23 protein-coding genes are annotated in these 23,927 nt (G+C 47.5%); 18 read left to right on the top strand and 5 right to left on the bottom strand.

What is annotated here, in order from left to right:
* The first annotated feature begins 110 nt into the window (after nt 1–110).
* From KNP88_RS10465 to KNP88_RS10450, 4 genes are all read left to right on the top strand, one after another.
* A complete protein-coding gene (locus KNP88_RS10465; RefSeq protein ID WP_088836773.1) occupies nt 111–1,694 on the top strand; it encodes a peptide chain release factor 3 in 1,584 nt (527 codons plus the stop codon).
* Nucleotides 1,695–1,827: 133 nt separating this feature from the next.
* Nucleotides 1,828–2,292: a general stress protein gene (locus KNP88_RS10460; protein ID WP_251137194.1), complete on the top strand. Its 465-nt coding sequence runs from the start codon at nt 1,828–1,830 to the stop codon at nt 2,290–2,292.
* A 120-nt stretch (nt 2,293–2,412) separates the two neighbouring features.
* A complete protein-coding gene (locus KNP88_RS10455) occupies nt 2,413–3,498 on the top strand; it encodes an MBL fold metallo-hydrolase (RefSeq protein ID WP_214893673.1) in 1,086 nt (361 codons plus the stop codon).
* Nucleotides 3,499–3,784: 286 nt separating this feature from the next.
* Nucleotides 3,785–4,438: a hypothetical protein gene (locus KNP88_RS10450; RefSeq protein ID WP_214893671.1), complete on the top strand. Its 654-nt coding sequence runs from the start codon at nt 3,785–3,787 to the stop codon at nt 4,436–4,438.
* Nucleotides 4,439–4,546: 108 nt separating this feature from the next.
* Here the strand turns inward: KNP88_RS10450 and KNP88_RS10445 are convergent, their stop codons facing one another.
* Nucleotides 4,547–5,785 carry a purine/pyrimidine permease gene (locus tag KNP88_RS10445; RefSeq protein WP_214893669.1) on the bottom strand — a complete coding sequence of 413 codons (1,239 nt, stop codon included), beginning with the start codon at nt 5,783–5,785 and terminating at the stop codon, nt 4,547–4,549.
* Between the two features lie 106 nt (nt 5,786–5,891).
* On the opposite strand from KNP88_RS10445, the gene KNP88_RS10440 reads away from it, so the two are divergent.
* Together KNP88_RS10440 and KNP88_RS10435 are read left to right on the top strand one after the other, a co-directional pair.
* Nucleotides 5,892–6,704 carry a LysR family transcriptional regulator gene (locus tag KNP88_RS10440; RefSeq protein ID WP_214804955.1) on the top strand — a complete coding sequence of 271 codons (813 nt, stop codon included), beginning with the start codon at nt 5,892–5,894 and terminating at the stop codon, nt 6,702–6,704.
* Nucleotides 6,705–6,775: 71 nt separating this feature from the next.
* Nucleotides 6,776–7,966 carry an RtcB family protein gene (locus KNP88_RS10435; protein WP_214893667.1) on the top strand — a complete coding sequence of 397 codons (1,191 nt, stop codon included), beginning with the start codon at nt 6,776–6,778 and terminating at the stop codon, nt 7,964–7,966.
* Nucleotides 7,967–8,057: 91 nt separating this feature from the next.
* On the opposite strand, the gene KNP88_RS10430 is transcribed toward KNP88_RS10435, so the two are convergent.
* Both KNP88_RS10430 and KNP88_RS10425 read right to left on the bottom strand, forming a co-directional pair.
* On the bottom strand, nt 8,058–8,591 hold the full coding sequence (locus tag KNP88_RS10430) for a DM13 domain-containing protein (protein WP_214845426.1): 534 nt from the start codon (nt 8,589–8,591) through the stop codon (nt 8,058–8,060).
* Nucleotides 8,592–8,693: 102 nt separating this feature from the next.
* Complete coding sequence (locus KNP88_RS10425) at nt 8,694–9,185, bottom strand: GNAT family N-acetyltransferase (RefSeq protein ID WP_214893665.1); 492 nt, start codon at nt 9,183–9,185, stop codon at nt 8,694–8,696.
* A 114-nt stretch (nt 9,186–9,299) separates the two neighbouring features.
* On the opposite strand from KNP88_RS10425, the gene KNP88_RS15665 reads away from it, so the two are divergent.
* Together KNP88_RS15665 and KNP88_RS15660 are read left to right on the top strand one after the other, a co-directional pair.
* Nucleotides 9,300–9,551, top strand: coding sequence for a cysteine hydrolase family protein (locus KNP88_RS15665; RefSeq protein WP_251137193.1), 252 nt, complete (start codon nt 9,300–9,302; stop codon nt 9,549–9,551).
* On the top strand, nt 9,506–9,796 hold the full coding sequence (locus tag KNP88_RS15660) for an isochorismatase family protein (protein WP_353048785.1): 291 nt from the start codon (nt 9,506–9,508) through the stop codon (nt 9,794–9,796). Before KNP88_RS15665 ends, KNP88_RS15660 begins: the two co-directional genes overlap by 46 nt.
* A 98-nt stretch (nt 9,797–9,894) precedes the next feature.
* Here KNP88_RS15660 and KNP88_RS10415 read toward each other — a convergent pair whose 3' ends face one another.
* Nucleotides 9,895–10,602: a hypothetical protein gene (locus KNP88_RS10415; protein ID WP_214893664.1), complete on the bottom strand. Its 708-nt coding sequence runs from the start codon at nt 10,600–10,602 to the stop codon at nt 9,895–9,897.
* A 698-nt stretch (nt 10,603–11,300) separates the two neighbouring features.
* Nucleotides 11,301–11,795 (bottom strand): hypothetical protein, encoded by a 495-nt coding sequence (locus KNP88_RS10410; RefSeq protein WP_214845441.1) that lies wholly within the window; start codon nt 11,793–11,795, stop codon nt 11,301–11,303.
* Between the two features lie 255 nt (nt 11,796–12,050).
* On the opposite strand from KNP88_RS10410, the gene acnA reads away from it, so the two are divergent.
* The 10 genes from acnA (at nt 12,051) to KNP88_RS10360 (ending at nt 23,222) form a co-directional block, all read left to right on the top strand.
* On the top strand, nt 12,051–14,774 hold the full coding sequence (gene acnA / locus KNP88_RS10405) for an aconitate hydratase AcnA (protein WP_214893662.1): 2,724 nt from the start codon (nt 12,051–12,053) through the stop codon (nt 14,772–14,774).
* 65 nt (nt 14,775–14,839) lie between these two features.
* A complete protein-coding gene (locus KNP88_RS10400; RefSeq protein ID WP_214769732.1) occupies nt 14,840–15,304 on the top strand; it encodes a DUF3939 domain-containing protein in 465 nt (154 codons plus the stop codon).
* A 198-nt stretch (nt 15,305–15,502) separates the two neighbouring features.
* On the top strand, nt 15,503–16,210 hold the full coding sequence (locus KNP88_RS10395; RefSeq protein ID WP_088836791.1) for a hypothetical protein: 708 nt from the start codon (nt 15,503–15,505) through the stop codon (nt 16,208–16,210).
* A 76-nt stretch (nt 16,211–16,286) separates the two neighbouring features.
* Nucleotides 16,287–18,530: an AAA family ATPase gene (locus tag KNP88_RS10390; protein WP_214893660.1), complete on the top strand. Its 2,244-nt coding sequence runs from the start codon at nt 16,287–16,289 to the stop codon at nt 18,528–18,530.
* Between the two features lie 12 nt (nt 18,531–18,542).
* On the top strand, nt 18,543–18,977 hold the full coding sequence (locus KNP88_RS10385; protein WP_034801290.1) for an acyl-CoA thioesterase: 435 nt from the start codon (nt 18,543–18,545) through the stop codon (nt 18,975–18,977).
* A 95-nt stretch (nt 18,978–19,072) separates the two neighbouring features.
* The gene (locus KNP88_RS10380; protein WP_214893658.1) at nt 19,073–20,116 is read left to right on the top strand and encodes a M15 family metallopeptidase; all 1,044 of its coding nucleotides are present in this window, start codon (nt 19,073–19,075) and stop codon (nt 20,114–20,116) included.
* Between the two features lie 17 nt (nt 20,117–20,133).
* On the top strand, nt 20,134–20,745 hold the full coding sequence (gene plsY / locus KNP88_RS10375) for a glycerol-3-phosphate 1-O-acyltransferase PlsY (protein ID WP_214767442.1): 612 nt from the start codon (nt 20,134–20,136) through the stop codon (nt 20,743–20,745).
* A gap of 205 nt (nt 20,746–20,950) precedes the next feature.
* Complete coding sequence (locus tag KNP88_RS10370) at nt 20,951–21,715, top strand: DeoR/GlpR family DNA-binding transcription regulator (RefSeq protein WP_029333368.1); 765 nt, start codon at nt 20,951–20,953, stop codon at nt 21,713–21,715.
* Between the two features lie 24 nt (nt 21,716–21,739).
* On the top strand, nt 21,740–22,399 hold the full coding sequence (locus KNP88_RS10365) for a copper homeostasis protein CutC (protein WP_214893656.1): 660 nt from the start codon (nt 21,740–21,742) through the stop codon (nt 22,397–22,399).
* Nucleotides 22,400–22,589: 190 nt separating this feature from the next.
* A complete protein-coding gene (locus KNP88_RS10360; RefSeq protein ID WP_214893654.1) occupies nt 22,590–23,222 on the top strand; it encodes a DUF975 family protein in 633 nt (210 codons plus the stop codon).
* Nucleotides 23,223–23,927: the final 705 nt, after the last annotated feature.

The following is a 23,927-nucleotide window of genomic DNA, read 5'->3' as shown; positions in this document are numbered from 1 at the left end:
AGTCAATCATGTGAAATAGACGAACAGCTGAAAATTCGGTATGATAGACTAGTTGCGAAAAATGAGCTGGTTACAAGTATTGAATTTATCGTGAAGGGACTTAATCATACATGACAAAATTACAAACTGAAGTCGAGAAACGCCGGATTTTCGGTATCATCTCCCACCCGGATGCCGGGAAAACGACATTAACAGAAAAATTCTTACTCCACGGAGGGGCAATCCGGGAAGCAGGGTCGGTCAAAGCCCGAAAAAATTCGAAATTTGCCAAATCCGACTGGATGGAAATCGAGAAACAACGCGGAATCTCGGTCACGTCATCGGTCATGCAATTCGAATACGATAAAAAAATCGTCTCTATCATGGATACACCGGGTCACTCGGACTTCGGGGAAGATACGTACCGGATCTTGACGGCCGTCGACTCGGCAATCATGGTCATCGATGCGGCGAAAGGGATCGAGTCACAGACAAAAAAACTTTTCCAAGTCTGCCGGATGCGCGGTATTCCAATTTTTACATTCATCAACAAGATGGACCGTCAAGCACGTGATCCACTCGAATTGATGGAGGAGCTTGAAGAAGTCCTCGGGATCCCGTCTGTTGCCGTCACGTGGCCGGCAGGATCAGGACAACAGTTCGAAGGGGTCTACGACCGGGTCAACGAGAAGTTCCACTGCTTCAAACAGGACCGGAAGACGATTGAACTGGGGGAAGAAGGGCTCGCAAACGACGAACTCGCTAACTCAATCAACAACGAAATGTACGACACGCTCGTCGATGAAGTTGATTTACTCGACGGTGCCGGCAATGCCTATGACGAGGAATTGATTGCAAAAGGTGAACTGACACCGGTCTTCTTCGGTTCAGCTCTCGTCGACTTTGGTGTCACACCACTGCTCGAACACTATCTCAACTTGTCCCCGTCACCGACACCACGGGAATCGAACAAAGGGAAAATCGAACCGGCACAAGAATTCTTCAGTGGGTTCGTCTTTAAAATCCAGGCGAACATGAACCCGAACCACCGGGACCGGATTGCCTTTATTCGCATCTGTACCGGGAAATTCGACCGTGGGATGGATGTCGTCCTGACGCGGACAGGTAAGAAAATGAAATTGTCGCAATCGACGCAGTTCATGGCAGATGAGCGGGAAACGGTCAACGAAGCCTTTGCTGGAGACGTCATCGGTCTCTACGACTCGGGCAACTATCAAATTGGCGATACGATCACGAATGGTGATCCGTCACTCCAATACGAAGCCTTGCCGACATTCGCACCGGAATTATTCTTGAAGGTCTTTACGAAAAATGCCCTGAAGTCAAAACAGTTCCAAAAAGGGATTGAACAATTGGCACAAGAAGGAGCGATTCAAGTCTATAAGACGGAATACAACGAGGTTATCCTCGGTGCGATCGGTCAACTTCAGTTCGAAGTCTTCGAACACCGCCTTAAAGGCGAGTACGGCGTCGATATCTTAAAAGACGCGGCGAACTTCCAGGTCGCGAAGTGGGTCAAGGTGACAGAAATCAATGAAGTGAAGAAATTGACGGATTCACGGACAGTTCTCGTCTATGACCGTTGGGAAAACCCGGTTCTCCTCTTTGCGAATGATTTCGTCTACGAACGCTTCGTCCAAAAAAATGAAGGTACGATTACATTAGTCGATTCACCGCAACAGCTGAACGATTAATCAAATCTTGAGAGAGCTTTTCCGCGTCAGCGGAGGAGTTCTTTTTTTGCTTCGCTGTTTTGCTTCAGAAGAACATGGGTAAAAAAGGAAAGTAGTCCGATTCATACATTTTGTGAGAGGGATGGTGTTAACGATGGCGAAAAAATTCGTAGGCGTTTTTCATGATCAATCCAGCTTGGAGCAAAAAATGCATGCTTTAAAAGAACAAGGACATAAGGACTCCGACTTTTCAGTCGTCGGACGAGATGAAGCGGCCGAAGAGACATCGGGTGCGTCTTGGGTCGATGAAATGAAAGCGAAGTTCAGCAAAGAACCACCGTTACGCGAGACATTGAAACGCGTCGGGCATTCGGACGACGAAGCGGCGAAACATTATGAAGAAGTCGAGCGTGGTGGGATCGCCTTGTTCGTCAAGGAACGAGAACACCATGATCACGACCACAGTCACGATCACGATCGGGAACATATGCACGATGAAGGACATCGGCATGAGGGGAAAGTCGAAAATCCTGGCGTCAATGACTATGAATCGGAACATGAATCCGACCATGAAAAAAGTACGCGGACGAAATGGGACGCGGACGATTTGAATAAATAAGGGGCGAACACGGATTGCTTTTTTTAAAGTAACCCGTGTTTTTTGTTGGAGAAGTGTCTTCGCTACCGCCAGGAAAAAGGCGAGTGCTATACTGGAAGCACTTATTGAAGAGGTGAAAACATGAAAAAAACAGTCGCAACACTTGTAGGGCTCGGTTTACTCGGAACGGTCTTTATGACGCGTTATCCGTTATTCGGTCGCCGACCGTCTAAAGCCGATCAACAGGATTACAGACGATCCGCCCAGTTTAAAAATGGAAAGTTTCAAAATGAACTGCCATTTCAACTGAAGATGGAATGGGAGACAACAAAAAGTATCTTAAAAGATTATGGGCGGGAATTGCCATCTTTAAAACCGGTCAAGCCATTACCTGTCGTACCGTTTGAGCGACGGACGGACGGGACAGAACCGCGTGTGACCTGGTTCGGGCATTCGGCGTTCCTGCTTGAACTCGATCAACAGACGATTTTCTTTGATCCGATGCTCGGTCGTGCGCCGTCGCCATTCCCGAAACTCGGAGGCGGACGGTTCCAGACGACGGCACCGGTCGACCTTGATGCCTTGCCGCCGATCGATCTCGTCATCTATTCGCATGACCATTATGACCACTTGGATTATCATTCGGTTCTGGCATTAAAAGACCGGGTCGGCCGATTCATCGTCCCGCTTGGTGTCGCGAGCCGCCTGAAAGGCTGGGGTGTCGACGCAAGCCGGATTACGGAACTCGATTGGCACGAATCGATTGAGACGAATGGTCTTCGTCTGACGGCGACACCGGCTCGGCACTATTCGGGACGAAACGGGCTTGATCAATTTTCGACGCTTTGGGCCTCATGGGTCATCGAAGGCTCGAAAAAAGTCTTCTTCAGCGGTGACAGCGGGTATGGTCCACACTTTAAGGCAATCGGTGACCAGTACGGTCCGTTTGACTTGACGATCATGGAGTGTGGGCAATACGACACCCGTTGGTCGAGCTCGCATATGTTGCCGGAACAGACGCTTGCGGCACACCTCGATGTCAAAGGGGATGTGATGATTCCCGTTCACTGGTCGGCGTTTACACTGGCGTTTCACCCGTGGTTCGAACCGGTCGAACGGCTGTTGAAGGAAGCGGCGAAACATGACGTACCGGTCGTGACACCGATGATCGGTGAGAGCGTAACAGTTGCGAGTCAGACCCGTAAATGGTGGAGAGAAGTACGGTGAAGTGAAGTGAAACTCGTCTTTTTTCCTGTAGGAGTCAACGAAACGTGACGCTTTTTAGGTAATACCGTGATGGAAAGCCTGTCATGCAGACGGTTTAGAGCGCAATTCGTCTCGAATCGCTTTGAAGACGAGGCAAGACAGGGAAGCGCGAACGAACGGGCTCTCGATATCGCATGTTTACGCTTCATAAGAGTTTGTCTACAGCCTGAGACGAGAATGATTTTTAATCGTTCTCGTTTTTTTTTTTGTTAGATGTACTCATCTTTTTTGAAAGGGGAGATTAATTTTGAAAGAACAATTGAGTTTGTTGGATGACTTGTCTCAATATAGAAATGCTGAAGAAATGTCGACCTATTACAAGTTTATAATTACTCAAGCTAAAAGAGATTCTTCAATTTTGAAACTGTTAAGATTAAAAAAAGGTCGCTTTAAAGAATTTTGCGAAGAGTTTACTCCAGCCTATATTTTTTCAATGTCGACGTTCTTTCCTAAAGACGCACAAATAAAAGTTATTTTAGGAAACCAAGGGTACGATTTTTTGATGAAAAGATCTGACGGAACAATTGAGAAATTTGAAGTGAGTTCGTACTTAGACGGGCAAGAAGATACAAAAATTTCACAGAAATTAAATGAAGTCGGAAGATGGCAATCACGGTTAAGCAGTTTAGAGTCTCTTGAGGAGAAAAGAAATATCTTTCTTGAAAAGACAAAGCAGAATATCATCAAAAAATCTCAAAAAAACTATGACGATGTGACATTGATTTTTTCTACGACGATATTTACATTAGAACACTTTCCCGAAGATCACGAGTACTTGCTTCAGGAAAAAATTATCGGATATATAAAAGAAACAACCTTTCATGCTAAAGGCGTTTACTTGATAACAGATGATGGACATTCAATTGAACACAGTGCTGCACATATGCTTCAGATTAAATAGATTATGGTTAAAGTTTTAAATCACTGTGCTTGAATTAATTCGATACAAAAAACATCCCCGTTCTTTCGCTTATTGCGAGAGAACGGGGATGTTGTGTTTTTAGATACGTCAGCCGGCAATCCGTTCTGACTGAGTGTCACGTCGCACGCGCAACCGCTCGATGACTTCAAAGCCGAGGACGAGCATCGTGCCGATCAATAAGCCGTTACTGAAGAACGGACGTAACGTCAGTGGCAGGATTTCTGCCAGGACCGTTGATTGCAACAGAATGCTGATACCGATGACGGCACAAATCGCAAAGGCGTGTTTCCGGCGGCTGGTCGTCATGCTGCTTTCAGCCGACTGCCAGGCAATCAGGAACATATGCGGTAACGTCGCGAGCAACGCCGCACTGGCGACACTGCGCGGTAGTGTCGCGATGATGCCGATAATGCTCGGGAAAAAACCGACCAAGGCAATGACGAGTGAGGCAATCAAAAACGGTCGGCGGTCCTTACTGCCTGTCTGGGCGATAAAGCCACTCGTGATCGGCAAGGGAACCGGAACGAGCGTCGAGAACGTCGCCGCGATCAAGTGAATGATCCCTTCGATCGTCAGTCCTTGATGCAAGGCGCCTTGTTTCTGAATCGTCGCTTCGACGGCGCTGAGCGCAGCAATCAAGTTGACGATTAAAAGAATTGCAAACGGAATCGCGACGAGAAACGCACTGCCGTCAAATTGCGGCATCCCGAACGGTAAAGCGGTCGGGACGGAAAAGACACCGGATGCTTCTGGTAGTGACGGGCGACTGACCAACCAGCCGACGACAATGCCGATCATCAAAGCGAACGGACGGAGCCGTGCCGGACCAAACTGGCTCAGTCCGAGGACAAGCAGGAATGTCAGAACGCCGGCAAGACGTGTCGCTTCGACGGCGAGAACGGCACCCAGCATGACGCCGGTCAGTTGAATACATAATAAAAGCAAAAACGTGCCGCTGACGAGCGGGGTGAAGACCGGTAATAAAAAGCGGGTCCATCCTGTCACCCCGAGGAAAATCAAGACAACACCGGCAATGACGACAGCAGCCATCGCAATCGTGAAGGCCGTCTTTGAATCGACCGGCAGAGCGGCGATGACAACAAAGATACTGACCCATGAACCGGCAGGGCCGGACACGATCGGTAACCGGTGACCGAACACACCATGGAGAAAACAGGCGATCCCGCCGACAAAAAAGGATCGCTGGACAAGCGCGGCCGTTTCTACACTTGAGAGATCAAATAGGCTCGCGACGACGATCGGCAAGGCAATCGTATTGGCTAATAAGAAAATAATCCACTGAACTGTGGACGTCGTACGTTTCACAAAAATCGTCTCCTTTAAAAATCGCTGATTTCAGCATCGTATCATATGATTGATGTTATGATTCATACATATTTATGACTGAAAACATATGAAAGAGATGATGAATATGGATTTACGGCAATATCGCTATTTTTGTGCAGTCGTCGAAGAACAATCGGTCACGCGGGCAGCAGAACGCCTGCGGATGGCTCAGCCTGCCTTGACGCAACAAATTCGGAAGATGGAAGAGTTGCTTGGCGTACGGCTGATTGAACGGGCGGGACGCGGCATCCGGATTACAGCGAGCGGTGAGCGGCTCTATGAACGGGCCGTCTCACTATTGCGCTATGAAGCGGAAACGCGGATCGAAGTCAGTGACATCAAGGAAGGGCGGACCGGCATCTTACGGATCGGCGTCAATACGTTGTCCGCCGGCCGCTTGACAGGCTGGGTGCAAGAGATGAAACGCCGCCATCCGCGGATTACGCTACAAATCCATCAGGGCGAGTCTGCTGCTTTGATTGATCGTTTGAAGGATCATGCGATCGACGTGGCACTCGTCCGGCTGCCGATTGAGGCGCAAGGCGTCACGATCGAGTGGATGGAAGAGGAACCGTTTTACCGAATCCATCATCCTGATTTTCCGGATGCCGATATGATCATTCCGAGTCAGGAAGGACTGGGTGTCTTTCAGACGCTCAGCCAACAGTTCGGGGTCGTCTCACAGGAAACGTGTTCCGACGTCTTGACCTTGATTGGCCTCGTCCGGTGTGGACAAGCGGTGACGCTGTTACCGGAAAGTACGCTCCGCGAGCTCGACATGACGGGACTGGTGCAGGAACGGTTACCGGACGCGACGAGTACGACGGCTCTTGTCTGGTTGACGGAAGACGGTCAATCGGCGCTGACCCAACAATGGATCTCGATTGTCCACGAGTAAGAACGAATTGTTAAAAAAGGGATTTTATAGGATGCTTGAACAAGTGACAGGAAGGTAAGGGGGAGGATGAAATGAAGACGATTCGCGGAAAGTACGGCGAAGCGAAGATTTTTACACACAATGTCGATGACATGACGATTGAGCAAGTGACGGGGATGCTGAACGAAAACATTGCCGTCGACGGCAATGTCCGAATCATGCCCGATTGTCACGCTGGCAAGGGCTCGGTCATCGGAACGACGATGCGGATTCACGATAAAGTGGTTCCGAATCTCGTCGGTGTCGACATTGGCTGCGGCATGTTATGTACACAAATCAACCGTGAAGGAACAGCCGGCGTTGATTATGAGAAGTTGGATGCTGCGATTCAGGCACTGGTTCCGAGCGGCATGTCCGTCCGCAATCAGCCGCACCGCTTATCGGAACAGATTCCGTTTGACCAAGTGTTGGCACCGTTCAACGAAACACGCGCCCGGTTGTCGATTGGCACGTTAGGCGGCGGGAATCACTTCATCGAGCTGAACGCGGACGACGAAGATAATCTCTATCTCGTGATTCATTCCGGCAGCCGGAACCTCGGGAAGACGATTGCTGAACATTACCAAAAGCTGGCGGAAAGCTCACAATTCACTGTCGATACAGCGTCGGTCGTCGCCTCACTGAAAGATCAGGGACGGGAGCAGGACATCCAATCGACGTTGGTCGAGCTGAAGAGTCAGTTCAATGAAACAAATAAAGATTTAGCGTACGTGTCCGGTTCCGATATGGACAGCTACTTACATGACTTAAAAATCGCTCAAACGTACGCGGCACTGAACCGTCAAGCGATGACCGACGTCATTGTTGAAGCGATGGGCTGGTCGGTCACGGAACAGTTCGATACGATTCATAACTACATCGATCTCGAGCGGATGATTCTCCGCAAAGGTGCGATTTCAGCGCAAGCCGGTGAAGTCGCCATCATTCCGATGAACATGCGTGACGGTTCACTGATCGTTAAAGGAAAAGGTAATCCGGACTGGAACTATTCGGCGCCGCATGGAGCAGGACGGATCATGTCCCGTTCGAAAGCCTTTAAATCCGTTGATCTGAGAGAATTTGAAGCGACGATGCAGGACGTCTGGTCGAGTTCGGTCGTCGAATCGACACGTGATGAGTCGCCATTCGTCTATAAACCGATGGAAGAAATCATCCGGAACACGATGGATACGGTCGAGTTACTTAAAGTCATCAAGCCGGTCTATAACTTTAAAGCGAAGTGAGCCGGCAGGCGTCTGCGACTTTGAGACAGACAAAACCCCCGACCTTCTGATTGGAAATGAATCAGTGGCGGGGGAATCGGTTACATAATATTTACTCGTTGTTAGTCTTTACTACTGCCGTACCAAAGTCGGCATTGAAGGCACGGCACCAAATCACGACGGTATTGTACTTCGTGAAATCGACATCTGGAGGGACAGCATAATTTTGATTGCCGGTATTCCCTTTTAATGCTCCTAAGTTGATGCCTTCTTTTGGTTCCATACCCGGTTGAATGAGGTAGACGAATAAATCTGGACCGTTCGTCGTCTTGAAATCCTCAAACCGGAGATACTGACCGTCCTCTGCTTGAATCGTTTTGAGTGTTCCTGAGGTTTTGTAGTTTTTTTCTCCATCGACGAACATCCCGGAGAACGTAGGCTCGTCCTGATCCTGCGTACCAGGTGTCGTAGCTTCCGTTTCATCTTCAGTATCCGGTGTCTGTTCTTCCGTTTTGACGTCAGAGGAAGTCGGGGGAAGTCCTTCGTCAACTGCTTTATCAAAAAGAAGCGGCGAGACTAACCACCAACTGATTGCTAGGATACCGACGATGACGACACCAAGAAGAATCTTCGTGATTGTTTTCATGTGCCTCACTCCACTTCAGAGTTTTTTCAGTGCAGCGTTCGGACATCTGCGTCTTGTTTAAATTTTATCATAAAATGAAGATCATCCGTTCATCCGAAGACGCTAGTTACTTAGATATTTGTAAGTCTCCCCCTCATCAGCGTTGCGGAGAAAACCTGCTTTTACAAGCACGGATTGGGAGGCACGATTATCATGTTCTGTATAGGCACAGACCTGTAAAACCTTCATCTCCTGCAGTCCAAACTCGGTAACGGTCTTGACGGCTTCCGTCATATAGCCGTGACCGCGGAAGTCCGGTTTCAGGACATAGCCGATCTCAGCAATGTTGTTTTTGTAGCCGCGGCAAAAACAGCAGTTCCCGATGAATTCACCGGTCGACTTTAAATACAGTCCCCACGTGATTCCGTCCCCATTAAAGTAATCGCAGGCAATCTGACTCAAGATGTTGACTACATCAATGCTGGTTTTTGCCTGTTGACCATCATAGGCCGTAATCTCAATCATCTGGTTCGCTTCACTGAAGCGAATTTCTCTTAATAAAAGCCGTTCGCTCGTCAGTTCAGGAAAGACGTCAAAGTAGTATTTTTCTTTCATGGGGCATGCCTCTTTGAATTTGCTTCTTACTTCAAGTGTACGATATCCGATCCGGATCGGAAGCGAAACATCATCAAGACTAAAAAATCCGTTCATTGATCAGGAGGAATTCATATGCAAAAGAAAGCCTTAGTCGTCATTGATATTCAAAATGACATGACAAAAAACTACAAAGAAGTCATCGGTACAATCAATCAGTCAATCGATTGGGCAGTTGAACAGGACTTGCATGTGGTCTACATCCGGCACGAAAATTTATCAGCCAGGACACGAACGTTTAAAACCGGGACACGTGGTGCCGAGTTAGCACCCGATTTAAAATCGTTTCCGAAAATATCTTCACGAAATACAAGGGGAATGCTTTAACAAGCGAAGCGTTCGCAGCATTTATTAAGAAAAACGAGATCGCCGACTTTTATCTGACCGGTGGAGACGCGACGGCTTGTGTCAAATCAACGTGCTTTAACTTACGTAAATTGGATTACGACGTGACGGTGATTACCGACGGGATTACCAGCTATGACAAAAAGAAGCTTCCGGAGATGATTGAATACTATGCGAAAAAAGGCAGCCACATCGTTCAGTTCAATGATTTAACTTCTGTAAAATAAAATATTTTAAGAAATGAAATTATCATATTAGTAACGCTCCAGAAAATAATAGTTATGATTCATATGACAAACCATCATATATTTAAAATAGCTTGCTTTTAGTCGTTTTTTTGAATACGTATAAGTTTTCCGGTCTGATATTCAACATCTTTTAAAACTTTATATTTGATAAAATACTTTTTTTGAGGCATCTTACAGCATAAAAATTCATCAATTTTATCTTTACCACTTGTTTTTCTATTAAATTTTCTCCAGTAATATTTCTTTCCGTTTAAATCATTATGTTTTGACAGGATTTCTTCTTTTTTTATTCGTTGCTTTTCTTTATATCTACTATCCATGACATTAAATTCATCATCATTTGTCGACAAAAAACTTACCCAGTGTAGAACATTTTTATTTCTATCCCATTTAGCCCAAGGGAGCCATAATCTTTTAATAAATGTTAATTTTTTAGGGGAAATCGAACAAATAAATAATCCTTCCATACTATTATTTAAATTTTTAATTGAACATTCTTCGACGTTAAAACTGATTTTTTGTTCTGTAACTTTATGTATTTCTTTAATAATATAGTCGTAGTTATTTTCTAAAAAAACCAAAAAATCTCCTACTGTAAAAAATTCTCCAACAAATGTTTTACCTTTCTCATCTTTATTTCCATAAGTGAGTTCATTTTTGTTTAAAAGCATCAAAACAATCTTATCCATTTCATCTGAAGTCAGCTTATTTAAAGAGAAAAGTGTTCTTATACCATTAAGAAATGCATAAATTCCGCATGTCGGTCCCTTTTGTACTACTACCATAGATAATTACACATCCTTAAATTCTTATTATAGTTACTTTGTATGCACCTGATTTTTTATACACTTGTTTTTCATCTCGTCTTTTATCATTAAGATGTGTTTGATGTGTTTGATGTGTTTTTTTTGTAATTTTAATCCAAGTTAAGAATACGATGAGCAAAAAACATTAGCCATTAATCAGCATATGTATTTCTTATATGTTGGTTTTATAATCATGTTTTCCAATAGATTTAATTTTCTTTGTTATATAAGTGATGATCCTATACTAAACTTGGGTACATTCGCAATAGGGTTCAGTATTTATCTGAGTCTATAAGTTAAATCACCAATAATCGCATTTTTATAATATTATGTTTTTCCTAAAATGTTGAATTTTTCGAATGAAATATCAGCTGAAAAAATTTGACTTTATAAGATTATTGATATCTTACAGGCGTTTTGAGAATGTTAAATCATCTATCAATATCTTTTAATATACTTTCCTATTTTTTCAAAGAAGAAGAAACGTAGTCGTATTAAATATTCTGAATTCACCTTTTATACAGTATCATATTATAATATTGACTCATTTTATTTTATACTATTGCATTTAGTAATACCGATGCTAAAAAGTAAAACGAACAAGTTGCGAATAGGATTTTCAAAAATAAAAAGCCCCCGAAAAAGGGGGGGCGAAGCAAACACCTTAAATTTTTAAATCACACCGTCTCATCCGTAAACGTTTCACCCGTCCGGCGCACGGTCGCTCCGAGTTCAGCCGCCAGTGCATTGATCGCTTCTGAATCTTCATTGACTTCACTGATGATGATGACGCCATAGTGATCGGCACTGATTTGGTTCAGCGTCCGGTTAAACAAATCAAACGAATCGCGTTCGTTTTTTTCGTCCCGGTTTGCGCCGATCAAGTATCCGGCAACAGAACCGACGAGCATCCCGAATGGTCCACCGACAACACCGACTGCCATCCCGATCATTGAGCCTTTGAACGATTGATCCTGTTGCGTAAAGTCAATTGCATCGATGAACGAAAACCCGTCCGTCTCATCGCGTTTCGCTAAAACCATCTGCTCCATCTCGATTTCTTTAATCGCTTCGAGGTCCTTGATCATCTCAAAGCCAGTTTTGGCTTTTTCTAAATCGTTGAAAATAATCGTCGTAACGACGTGGGTTGCATCATTTTTATATTCTGCCATAATTTCCGCCTCCAGAAAGTTCTGATGTCGTTCTACAGTTTAGTAGTACCCGGAACGGAAGTATCGAAAACTAGAAACGTGAACTCCGCCTAAGCATATGATTGATATAACTTCTCAATTAGGCGATAAGGAAAACTTATCACAAGTCTTTTGTTCTTTCAAATTGTAACGAGACCCATATTATACTATGATAGAGCTGTACAAGTAAGCGGTATCAGGGGCTTGATGTCGTCAACACTTAAAGGGGGAATCAGCATGAAACAAACGCAATCAACGCAAGACGTGTTTGGTGCACGCCGTTCGTTTGAAGCGAACGGTAAAAATTACAACTATTACAGCCTGGAAAAATTAGAAGAACTCGGATTAACGGAAGTCAAACGTCTTCCATATTCAATCCGTGTCCTGCTTGAATCGGTTCTTCGTCAACAAGATGGTCGCTCAATCACGAAAGAACACGTCGAAAACTTGGCGAAATGGGGAACTGCCCAAGTTTCGAACGATATCGACGTCCCGTTCAAACCGTCACGCGTCATCTTGCAAGATTTCACAGGTGTTCCGACTGTCGTCGATCTCGCATCACTCCGTAAAGCGATGCAGGACCTCGGTGGAGATCCATCAGTCATCAACCCGGAAGTTCCAGTTGACCTCGTCGTCGACCACTCGGTCCAAGTCGATGCCTACGGATTTGCCGGTGCACTCGCTGAAAACATGGATTTAGAGTTTGAACGTAACGAAGAGCGTTACAAATTATTACGCTGGGCAACGACGGCATTCGACAACTACCGTGCCGTTCCACCGGCAACAGGAATCGTCCACCAAGTTAACCTCGAGTACTTGGCATCGGTCGTCCTTGAAAAAGAAACGGCAGACGGCACAGTCGACGTCTATCCGGATACACTCGTCGGAACAGACTCACATACGACGATGATCAACGGTCTTGGTGTCCTCGGATGGGGCGTCGGTGGGATCGAAGCGGAAGCCGGCATGCTCGGACAACCGTCATTCTTCCCGGTTCCTGAAGTTATCGGTGTCCGCATCACAGGTGAAATGCACCCGGGAACAACAGCAACGGACGTCGCACTTCGCGTGACGGAAATGCTCCGTCAACAAAACGTTGTCGGTAAATTCGTTGAGTTCTTCGGTCCATCACTTCACTTGATGTCATTATCTGACCGGGCGACGATCGCCAACATGGCACCAGAATACGGTGCGACATGTGGATTCTTCCCAGTCGATACAGAAACGTTGACGTACCTTCGCTTGACAGGTCGTGAAGAAGAGTTGATCGAGAAAGTTGAAAACTACTCGAAAGCAAACGGCTTGTTCTACACACCACAAAACGAAGATCCAACGTTCACGAAAACAGTGGAACTTGATCTTTCAACGATCGTTCCTGCGCTTGCTGGACCAAAACGTCCACAAGACCGGATTGACTTGACAGACGTCCACACGTCATTCGAAAAAGCGTTGACAGCGCCGCAAGGCAATGCTGGATTCGGTCTTTCTGAAGACGAAAAAGATAAAGTCGCAGTCGTCCAGTTCGAAGACGAAGCGGTCGAAATGCGTACAGGGGACCTTGCGATCGCAGCCATCACAAGCTGTACGAACACATCAAACCCGTACGTCATGATCGGTGCCGGACTCGTTGCGAAAAAAGCGATCGAGCTTGGATTGACGGTTCCAAAATACGTCAAGACATCACTTGCTCCAGGATCAAAAGTCGTAACAGACTACCTTGAGAAATCAGGACTTCAACCGTACCTTGATGAGCTCGGATTCAACACGGTCGGTTACGGCTGTACGACATGTATCGGGAACTCGGGTCCACTCGACCGTGCTGTCGAAGACGCGATCCTCGGTTCAGACCTGCTCGTCTCGTCTGTCCTCTCGGGAAACCGGAACTTTGAAGGCCGGGTTCACCCGCTCGTCAAAGCCAACTACTTGGCATCACCACCGCTCGTCGTGGCATACGCAATCGCGGGAACGGTTGATGTTGATATCATGAACGCATCACTCGGAACAGGTAAAGACGGACAAGAAGTCTTCTTCGCTGACATCTGGCCGTCACGTGACGAAATTCAGACGATCATCAACACCGTCGTCACACCACAAAGCTTCCGTGCTGAATATGATTCAGTCTTCACTGGAAACGAACGTTGGAACAACCTCGACGTTCCGACTGGCGATCAGTATGATTTCGACGAAGCATCGACATATATCCAAAACCCGCCGTTCTTCGAGAACTTGGCGAAGGAAGCGGGACATGTTGAAGCATTAAATGATCTCCGTGTGTTCGGTAAATTTGCGGATTCTGTTACGACAGACCACATTTCACCAGCCGGATCATTCTCGAAAACGACACCAGCCGGTCAATACCTCGTCAATAAAGGCGTTGCACCAAAAGACTTCAACTCGTACGGTTCACGTCGTGGTAACCACGAAATCATGATGCGCGGGACATTCGCGAACATCCGGATTCGTAACCAAGTCGCACCGGGTACAGAAGGCGGATTCACGACCTACTGGCCAACTGGTGAAACGATGGCGATGTACGATGCTGCGATGAAGTATAAAGAAGATGGCACAGGCCTCGTCATCCTCGCCGGTAAAGACTACGGTATGGGCTCGTCACGTGACTGGGCTGCAAAAGGAACGAACCTCCTCGGCGTCAAAGCCGTCATCGCCGAGAGCTTTGAGCGGATTCACCGTTCGAACCTCGTCATGATGGGTGTCTTACCACTTCAATACGTCGCAGGTACGTCTGCTGAGTCACTTGGTTTAACAGGTGAGGAAGCAATCAGTATCGCAATCGACGAATCGGTCCGTCCGCGTGACATCATCCAAGTCACAGCGACAGCTGCAGACGGAAAAGTCACGAAGTTCGAAGCGATTGCCCGCTTTGACTCGGAGGTCGACATCGATTACTACCGCCACGGTGGAATCTTACCGATGGTCCTTCGCGAACGTCTTCAAAAATAAGGGATTGTCGTTGATTGAAAAGGTGGGGGGAACCCCGCCTTTTTCTATAGGAGGGAGGCCAGCCGATGAGTCGGTTCAAAAAGTGGTTTCAGCCGAAAGAGGAAGAACCTTTACCGATTCGTGATGTTACGCTCGATGAAGTCAAACAAGCGACCCACGAATTTGAGTTGACGTTACCGAAAGGGACGAACCGGACGGTCTTACTCGACGAAGCACAGAAAATTGATTTAGACCGCCTGGCTGTCCACCTCGGTGTCCGGTCGACACAAAGCTTTTACATGTCGCGGGAGACGTTCGCGATCATGGAAGCAAAAGACCGGGACATCGTCTATGAGATGGATCACGTCCAGCTCGCCGTCGATCGCTATTTTGATAAAGAGGGTAAGTTACCATTAAAGAAGTATTCGAAAACGTTTCAAGTTGATTGTGCGATGTTGTTTGCGACAGGCTATTTACGCGAATTGCCACAGCATTCGTATTACCTCGTCGACGAATCGATGATCATCGCACGTGAACCAAAAGAAAATTAACCGAAGACGGGATGAATCGCGCGCACGTGATTCATTTCGTCTTTTTTTGTCAATTTGTATGTTCGATGAACGGAATCGTTCAAAAGTCTGCCGTATTTCCTTAGAAATCAGTTGAACTTAGACAAACCCTTTGTATTCTAGGCGTAAAACCGATACCATTAACTATGAATCGAGACTGATTAGGATGGTGTACATGGCATGACGAAACGAACGAGTACATGGATTGCTGTAGCAATCGTGGCAATGGCGATACTCCTTGCCTATAATTTTTATTTACTGAATACGACACAGACCTCTAAAGAGGATGAAGCGACTCCCGTCAAACCGTTCTATACGATGTCCCGCATCCAGTATGTCGAAAAGAAATTATCGACGAAGGAAGATGCACTGGAAGCACGGACGTACGAAGTCGTATTTGACGATCAGGGTCATTTCCGGACGGAAGTCATTGAAGGACCTTCGACAGGCACGACGGCGATTTGGGACGGTGAAATGTTCCGGGAATACGACGCTGACGGCAAGCTAGTCAATGAGACGGAAGCATCGAAAAGTGTCAGTGCGCCGCGCCCATTCTTATCGCGTGGCTTCAATGAACAAATCCTCGACTTCATCGATAAAGGTGACTTTGGTCAAATCGAGGGCGAGGCGGATATTGCCGGCAATGCAGCAGACGTCTACGTCAAAAAAGAACCGGCAAGCACGGTTCCGGATGAGTGGATTAAACAGTATCCATCGTTTTTCGATAAAGAAGACAATCAAGAAGAAGCGACATATTATGTCGCATCCGACCGTTCGAAAGTCTTAGGGGCGGAGTCACGGAATAACGGTAAGTTATTCTATTCCGTCAAAATGAAAAAAATCGAGTCGTTGGATGAATTTGATCCAGCTTGGTTAAAAATGAAGTAATCGAAAAACCGACTTGAACGTCGCACATCGTGGCGACAAAAGTCGGTTTTTTCGAGAAGTAGGAGGGACTAAAGCGATGGAAGCATTCTCGAAAGAGGAGATGTTCAAACAAATTGAAGCCTGGGAACAGGGTGAAAAAGTCGAGGAGGTCCGCGCCTTACGCTACGCACAAAGTAGTCGGCTGTTAAAAGAGACGGAAGCACTCGTCCGGATTCTCGCGCTACTCGTCGAACACCGGTACATCATGACGGGACGGATTGATGCGCTGGCAGAAAGCTGGATTCAAGAAATCAAACAACACGGTCGCTTACCGGAACGCTTGGAGCAATTGATGATTGAACAACAATTACAAGGCAGTTATCAACTGCTCGTCGCGAACACGTTCCCGACGATCCGTGAGACGGATAATGCCAATGCGAAACGATCGGCGACAAAAGATATGATTCAGCAGGCGAGTCAAATCGTACAAGAAACAGAACAAGTCGTCGAATTGACGGAACGGCTGCGGCGGATCGATGCGACGCGCTGGACGGAGTTGTTTGAGGCGGCAAAAGCGCTCCTCTTGTCGAGTGCCCGACTCGAACAGACGGCGACGGACTTTGTCAACAGTTTACAGGAACGCTTTTATTCACGCGAAGCCTTTCGGGAGATGACAGAGCTGAAGGTGACGGCGACGGAAGAATTACGCCGTGTCGTCTCACTGCTCCCGATTGAGATCAAACAAGTCGAACGCTCGGCACTCGAGGAACTCGATGCGATGATTGGACTCGAAGACATCAAGTTACGTGTCCATCAAATGTACCGTTTCTTGAAGTACCAGCAAAAACGGACGGAAGATGGTTACCGGTCGAGTGACCAGCCGTCACTGCACATGATTTTCATGGGCAACCCCGGTACCGGGAAAACGACGCTCGCTCGTCTGATGGCGAAAATCTATCATGAACTCGGACTGCTTGAACGGGCGGAAGTCGTCGAGACGGACCGGTCGTCGCTCGTCGGTGCATTCGTCGGTCAGACAGAAGAACAGGTCATGAGTAAAGTCCGGGAGGCGGTCGGTGGTGTCCTCTTCATCGATGAGGCCTATGCCTTGAAACGGTCCGGTCAAAGCGGGAATGATTACGGACAGGCGGCAATTGATACGCTCGTCGCGGCGATGACGAGCGGGGAATACGCGGGACGTTTCGCCGTTGTCCTCGCCGGTTATCCGGAAGAGATGCGTGACTTCCTAAAAGCGAATCCGGGACTCCGGAGCCGTTTTCCGGAATCGAACCATTATCTGCTCGCCGACTATACGGATCAGGAATTGCTTGAAATCGGTCGGTCGATTGCGACGTCTAACGATTATGTCCTGACGGATCAAGCGGAGCGGACGCTACTTGCGCGACTCGAGCGCGAACGGGTCGACTCGAGTTTCGGAAACGGGCGTGCCGTCCGTAACATCGTCCTCGATGCAATCTTCAAAAAGGGTGCGAGTCTCGGCGAAAGTGCGAGTCATGAAGACTTTGCCCTGCTCGAACAAGCGGATTTCGAACTCGCGGCACCGGAAGACGAGTCGATTGATGCAAGGTTAGCGTCACTCGTCGGTCTGACGGAGCTAAAAGCAGAGCTCAAACAAATCCAGGCACTGCTCTCGATGCAACAGCGGCGCCAGGAAGCAGGCTTTAAAGTCTTACCGGTCGAACTGCATGCCGTCTTTAGCGGCAACAGCGGAACGGGTAAAACGACGGTCGCCGCCCTTTATGCTGACGTTTTGCGTCAAGCGGGATATTTGAAACGTGGACATTTGAAAGTCGTCAGTCGCGCCGACCTCGTCTCCGGTTATGTCGGACAGACGGCGCAACAGACACGGGACGTCATCCGTGACGCACTCGGTGGTGTCCTCTTCATCGATGAAGCCTATTCGTTGAACGGTGGGGCGAATGATTTCGGCAAGGAAGCAATCGATACGCTCGTCGATGAGATGACGAAGCATAACGATAATCTCGTCGTCGTTCTCGCCGGTTACGAGCAACCGATGCAGACACTGCTTGCAAGCAATCCCGGTCTGAAATCACGATTTAAGCGGGAACTTCACTTCCCGAACTACGCGAAAGACGAGTTGATTGAAATCATCGTCAATTACGCGGAACGCTACGGGTATGTCTTGACGGAAGAAGCGCGTCTGGCGTTAGATGAACAGATTCAGGTCGTGCCGAACGGAAACGCCCGTGCCGCGATTACGATCGTCGAGCGGGCAATCGCGAAACAGTCCGTCCGATTGATTGACAAAGCGAGTGTCAGCGGTTCAGAATGGTCCTATCTTGAAAAAGAGGATTTTTAAGGGGGAAGCTACATGCACACGATTGAAATACCGGTTCGCTATGCGGAAACGGACATGATGGGGATCGTTTATCACTCGAACTATCTCGTTTATCTTGAAATCGCCCGGACGGAGCTGATTAAGTCGCTCGGTCTTGATTATAAGGAAATGGAAGAGGCAGGCTACGTCTCACCGGTTACGAACGTCAATCTCGACTACAAACGGTCATTGACGTATGGCGATACGGCGACAGTCTCGGTCTGGATCAGCCATTACGACGGACTTCGGACGATTTACGGTTATGAAGTCAAGAATGCGGATGGTCAACTTGCCGTCGCCGGAAAAACGACGCATGTCGTCGTCAAAAAAGAGAATTTCCGACCGATTCGTTTACCAAAGGTCTTTCCGAACTGGCATGCCATCTATGAACAGATGAGTGCTGAGGATGCACGACTCGTTTCGAACTAAGCCTAAGCCCTCAGCAGGATTTCTTGCTGGAGGGCTTTTCTATTGCGTCAATTAGAGGTAACATAGAATAGCACGAAGGAAGAGGGGAATACACGATGAAGAAAATCGTAGCAGTCAGCACGTTAGCGCTCCTCCTTGCAGGATGTAATCCTGGGGAACAAGGCGCAGAAGATGCCACTAAAACAGAAGATGCGACAAAAGAAAAAACGGATGACAACGTCGCCCAAGAAGATAAGAAGACAGACGCAGAAGTAGCGAAAGAAAAAGAAGCAGAAGAAGCAAAAAAAGAAGCGGACGCGAAAGCAGCTGCTGACAAGAAGGCTGCGGAAGAAAAAGCAGCAGAAGATAAGGCGGCAGCAGACAAGAAGGCAGCAGAAGAGAAAGCCGCTGCTGATAAAAAAGTCGCAGACGATAAAGCGACGGAAGATAAAGCAACTGAGGATAAAGCAACTGAGGATAAAAAGGATGATGGTAAAACAACATCGTCGCAAGATCCTGAGCCGGATAAAAAGTCTGAACCGGAATCAGAGACACCGGACGTCGATAAATCGGATACGAAAGCCGATTTAGGACTCAATGAACTCGTCGTCGTCAACAAGAAATACAGTCTGCCAATCGACTACAAACCGTCTGATCTCGTCGTTCCAGACATCAGCTTCTCTTATTCGGGTGTGCTCGAACAAAGTTACATGCGCGCACCTGCCGCAAAACAAATTGAGAAGATGTTCGCAGCCGCTAAAAAAGACGGCGTGACATTGAATGCGGTCAGTGGTTTCCGGTCCGGTCAACGCCAGACGGTCCTCTACAATAACTATGTCGCACGAGACGGGAAAGCAGCAGCCGATCAATATTCGGCACGTCCTGGTCACAGTGAACACCAGACAGGGCTCGTCTTCGATATTTCAGCACCGAGCGTCGGAAACGGCTTGACAGCTGAACTCGGCAACACAAAAGAAGGTAAGTGGATTGCGAACAATGCGGCGAAGTATGGTTTCATCGTTCGTTATGATAAAGGGTTCCAAGCGCGGACAGGGTATACGTATGAACCATGGCATATTCGTTACGTCGGTGTCGGTCCTGCAACACAAATCAAAAATAATGGACAGACTCTCGAAGAATATATGAAGGTCGGTCATTAATACTTTGGAGGTTGACCATGATTGAAATCATTGGGATTTTGATTCTCGGCTATCTGCTTGGATCGATACCATTTGCGTTACTTGTCGGAAAATGGGGACACGGGATAGATATCCGCCAGCACGGGAGCGGTAACTTAGGAACGACGAATACGTTTCGTGTCTTAGGTAAAAAAGCCGGGATCATCGTCTTGATTGGGGATCTCGGTAAGGGGGCGGTCGCGAGTCTCGTCCCAATTCTGCTCGCGTCAGAACTCCATCCACTCTTTGCCGGTATTGCGGCAGTCATCGGACATATTTATCCGATCTTCGCAAAGTTCAAAGGTGGAAAAGCTGTCGCGACATCAGGTGGGATGTTGCTCGTGACGAGTCCACTCTTATTCTTGATTTTGCTCGTCTCGTTCTTAACGACGCTTCGTTTCAGTCGAATGGTGTCGCTCAGCTCGATTGTCGCGGCAAGCATCGGAATCGTCGCTGCCGTGTCGATCGGCATCGTACAACACGACTGGATCGTTCCGACGTTCTTTACCGTACTTGCTTTGTTCGTCATTTTCAAACACCGCGATAACATCGGTCGGATTCGTCAAGGGACAGAGTCGAAGATTCCGTTGTTCGATAAAGAAAAGCAATAACAGTCTGACTTTAGTCCACCTTTATTCATGTCATCCGTGAATAAAGGTGGACTTTTTTTGTATGAGGGACGTGTTAATTCTGAAAAAATGAGGAATTCAACAACAATTCATAGGAAGCACACGTTTTTTTACACCGGATTTACAAGACCTTTACAGACGTTCGGTACACTAGAACTAGTACTCGTTAATGAAGGGGGAAGGTCGTGTGTCGTTACTCGGAGAAGAACGAAAAGGACAAATCATGAAATGGCTTGAAGAAGAAGGGAAAGTCATGACGAAAGATTTAATTGATCGATTGGATGTTTCAGGGGAGACCGTCCGTCGCTACCTGGAGGAACTCGAGCGGGACCGCCAACTCAAACGTGTTTATGGGGGAGCCATCTATCAAGGCGGGAAACCGGAATCGCCGATTTCCCGTCGGACGGATCAATTGTCGCGTCGTCTCGCGCGTTACGCGAAAGGCTGGCTCAGTGAATACTCCTGTATCTTTTTAGGAAAAGGGGAACCCGTCGAGCACTTATTGCCGTACTTAACGGGAACGGCGACGATTGTGACGAACTCGCTCTCGATCGCAAACCATCTGGAACAATGTCGCAAGAATGGACCGTTCAGCGGTGAAATCCGCTTACTTGGCGGAACTGTCGACACCTATGGTCAAACGGTCGGTGTCGAAGTGTTGCAAGCACTTGATTCCTATGCGTTTGATGCCTGTTTCCTTGCATTTGACGGCGCAGAAATCGAACGAGGCTTCGTTAGTGACGACATCGAGTCATCCTTGATTCAAAAAGCCGTCATCGGTTGTACGAAAGACGTCTATGCCTTTTTAGCATGTGACGAGTTTGAGGGGAACCGCAAGTATAAAGTCGCCGAGTTCCGACGGGCTAAAATCGTCCTCAGTCCTTCGACCTATCCACCATCATGGGAGATGAAGTTGTTTAATGAACGGGTGAACTGGACCGTCGTCTCGTGATACACTGATGCGGGAGGGATGTACATGTTAGAAGTAATCGTTGCAACCGTCGAAGAAGCGACGGCTGCAGAACAAGCAGGCGCAGATCGACTCGAGCTCGTATCTGCCTTATCGGAAGGTGGACTGACACCAAGTTACGGATTGATTCGTCAAGTTCTCTCGGCAGTAGAAATCCCGGTCCATGTCCTTGTCCGGCCACATAGTAAGTCATTTGTTTATTCAGAAGCGGATCAAGAAACGATCATCACCGATATCGACTTGATTCGTGAATTAGGGGCTGCCGGCATCGTCGTCGGTTCGTTGACAGCGGATGGACGGATTGATGAAGGATTCCTCGGTCGCGTCATCAAACACAAAGGGGAGCTGTCGCTGACGTTCCACCGGGCAATCGACAGCAGCCGTGATATCCACGAAGCAGCAGAGGTCTTAGCCGACTTCCCGGAAGTCGACCGCATTTTAACGTCAGGTGCTAAAGCAACGGCGCTCGAAGGACAAGCGGTCATCGCGGAACTCGTCGAACGACACGAGGAATTGACGATTTTACCGGGCTCCGGCATTACCGTCGAAGCAGCAAAAGAGTTGTTGGAAACGACGAAAGCGACCGAACTCCACGTTGGTTCAGCAGTTCTCGTTAACGGAAAAGTCGATGCATCAAGAGTATCGGCCTTGAAATCATTTCTTTAAAAAAGCATCGGTAACGAGAGGTGCATCTTCCCTGAGTGGGAGGGTGTGCCTCTCCTTTTGTTTGCTGCTGTCGTCCGTCCATCTTTCAGTAGTTTGTCACAACTTTCTCTGAAATCGAAGCACGTCCCTATTTTTTCAAGCGGGACTACGTTAAAATCAAATGGGAAAGTGAAGTGAGAAGGGGTTTATGATGACAAATTCAGCGTACAAAAAAACAGCACTCGCGACATTAAAAGGCAACTGGTTTGTTGGGCTAAGCATTTCAATCGTCTATTTTGCGATTTTTGCCTTAGCGGCCAGTCGAATGTCGTTTGATCAAGAAGACATCGGAAGTATGATGAAGTTCGTTGGCTTGAACATCGTCGTCACGATTATTTTGGCACCGGTCACGGTCGGACGGACGATTTCCTACTTACGGTTCGCTCGAGGTGAAAAAGCCGGCATCGGAACGTTGTTCGAAGGATTCGCTTCGTTGAAATCATATGTCCGGACGATTCTTTCGTACACGGTCGTCACACTGCTCGTCTATGCAGGATCATTTTTGATTTTACCGGCGATCTATTTCTATCTTGTTTACCGACTCGTCCCGTATATTCTCGTCGATCGTCCGGAACTGTCGTTTATTCAAGTATTAGGAGAGAGCCGACGGATGATGCGTGGACAGAAACGACGTTTAATCAAACTCTACATCAGCTTCATCGGTTGGGGAATTCTCGCCTTGTTGAGTACGGTCGGTGTCATCTTCCTGACGCCGTATTTCGATACGACGATGGCACATTTTTATGAGAAATTAAAAGCAGAACGACCGACAGCGGTCGAATGATTGGCACGGATGGGTCCTCTGAGAAATCGGAGGACCTTTTGAGTTGGACTGGATTTGGATGTAAGGCGATCGTTCGTGCCTTCCTGCCTTGCCTCGTTTCCCAAAGTGGTACAAATTTACTGCTATTCGCCAGGGAGCGATTCAAGACGGACGGCTCGGTTGAATCGTTCTGTTTTTCAAGAAGGCAAAGATAATATGCTCAGAGGTATGCTGTTTGTGAGTCATGTAATGGTAAATTCGGAGTAAACCGACCGTTCGCGCCTCCCTCCCTTGTCTCGTCTCCCAAGCGGCAGTGAATTTGTGCCGCTTCGCTGCGCTGCAGGGTCACAAACGCACTGCTATTCGCTAGGGAGCGATTCAAGACGGACGGCTCGGTCGAATTGTTCTATTTTCAAGAAGCCAAAGATAATATGTTCAGAATCGCTTCGCTTTTCGTGACTCCTACGGGAAAAAGCGCAAGGTCACCTTGCGCTGTCAGAGCCAGGCGAGACCCTGCTCCTTGTTCGTCAGAAGCAAGGAGCAACGGCTTGCGGCTCGCCCGAGGAAAGCACGGGAAGCAAGAAGCGATTGCCGCAACAAACAGAGTTCGCCATTTATAATTTCTACATAAAAAGCACAGGAAGCAAGAAGCGGTTGCCGCATACGATTTCTCATTAACCGATATCAATTGATCAAAAAAGGTCCACCCAACTGAATCGGGCGGAC

Origin of the sequence: Exiguobacterium sp. H66, assembly GCF_018618705.1 — a bacterium.
GTDB classification, from domain to species: Bacteria; Bacillota; Bacilli; order Exiguobacteriales; family Exiguobacteriaceae; genus Exiguobacterium_A; species Exiguobacterium_A oxidotolerans.
The sequence above is the reverse complement of the archived record's forward strand: the minus strand, read 5'-3'. Positions and strand labels throughout refer to the sequence as shown.